Genomic DNA, 1,347 nt, shown 5'->3' with positions numbered 1-1,347 from the left:
TGTACCGCCCGCGGATTGTGAGACACCGATCTGAAGCCTACGCGGCCAAGGCCGCGGGTGGAAGCTGCGCGGCACGAACGGCGGCTGGGGGTCGGAACCCGTGCCGCTCGATCAGCCACGTCTCATTGTAGAGGTCGCGAAACGCCAGCAGCGCGCGACGCAGGTCCTCGACCGTGTCGAAGTGCTCCACCCACAGCAGGTTCTCCTTGAGCGTGCGGATGAAGCGCTCGGCGCAGCCGTTTCCTTCCGGTGCGCGCACGAAGGCGGGCGAACTCGCGATACCCAGGAACGCCAGCTCCGCCTGGAAATCGTCCGACATGTACTGGCTGCCGTGGTCGTGCCGGACACTCAGGCCGGAGGCGATCTCGGCCGTAAAGCCGCCGAAGCGCTGCCGCACACCCTGGCGGATCGGCTCCAGCGCCTCGAACCGTGTGGCCCGACGCGCCGCATGGATGCCCACGCACTCGGCCGAGCAGTGGTCGACGGCCACGAACACCGCGACCTGTCCCTCAGCCGTCCAGGTGGTGGTCAAGTCCGTGCCCCACATCGTGTCCACCCTCTCCGGGATGATGGTGCCGTCGTGATTGCGCGGGCCGCGCGGTGTGCCGACGCGAGAGGGGGCGAGCAGATCATGGGCGCGCATCAGGCGCAGCACGCGGCGTTTGGAGGTGCGCACGCCCTTGAGGCGCAGCCGCGCCCAGACCTTGCGGTGACCCTCGCCGTGGAAGGGGCAGTCCGTGATGATGGCGCGGATCTGCGTGAGCAGCGCCGCATCCGGCATCGGCCCGACTGGGCCGGGACGCCGCGACGGCACGAGCCGGGCGGGTGAGAGGTGCCGGTGGACGGTAGCGCGCGACACGCGCCAGATCCGGCACACCCGGGCCAGTCCGTAAACTTTGCCGCTGGCAGGCGAGACGGCCCGGCTCATGGCCGCGACCGCCTGCGGGCCAAAGGGCCGGGGCCGCGCGCCTCCAGGGCGGCGATCTTGGCCTCCAGCAACTCGCGCTCGATCAGCATCTCACCGAGCTTGGCCTTCAGCCGCCCGCTCTCCAGCGCGTCCGCATCAAGGGGCCGGGTCGCCAAGCTCGCTTCGCCCGCCGTCAGGAACGCGTCGCGCCAGCCCGACAGGGTCGCGGCGGTCACGCCCAGACTGCGCGAGACGCTCTCCAGGTCCTCGCCGCGTAGCAGCCGCAGCACTGCATCCCGTTTGCGCTGCCGGGACATGCGCCCGCCGCGACCAGGACCGACTGCGCCTGCATCTGCCCTCGTATCCGTGCTCATCATCCTCACCCCTGTCGCGGCGACCGTCCGCTAACGGGGTGTCTCAAGCAACCGGGAGGCGGAGGA

Annotated in this window: 1 protein-coding gene; it reads right to left on the bottom strand. The window is 70.5% G+C overall.

All coding sequences use genetic code 11. The features are described from left to right. Positions 1 to 37: 37 nt before the first annotated feature. Positions 38 to 1,281 (bottom strand): IS3 family transposase gene (locus MFF22_RS23160; protein WP_091994892.1). Its coding sequence is split into 2 segments (ribosomal slippage): positions 38 to 957 and positions 957 to 1,281, totalling 1,245 coding nucleotides; the frame shifts between segments, so codons are not numbered across the junction. Positions 1,282 to 1,347: the final 66 nt, after the last annotated feature.

The sequence above is a fragment of the Methylobacterium persicinum genome, assembly GCF_022179525.1.
Classification (GTDB): Bacteria; Pseudomonadota; Alphaproteobacteria; order Rhizobiales; family Beijerinckiaceae; genus Methylobacterium; species Methylobacterium persicinum.
This window is presented reverse-complemented; position numbering and strand designations above follow the sequence as displayed.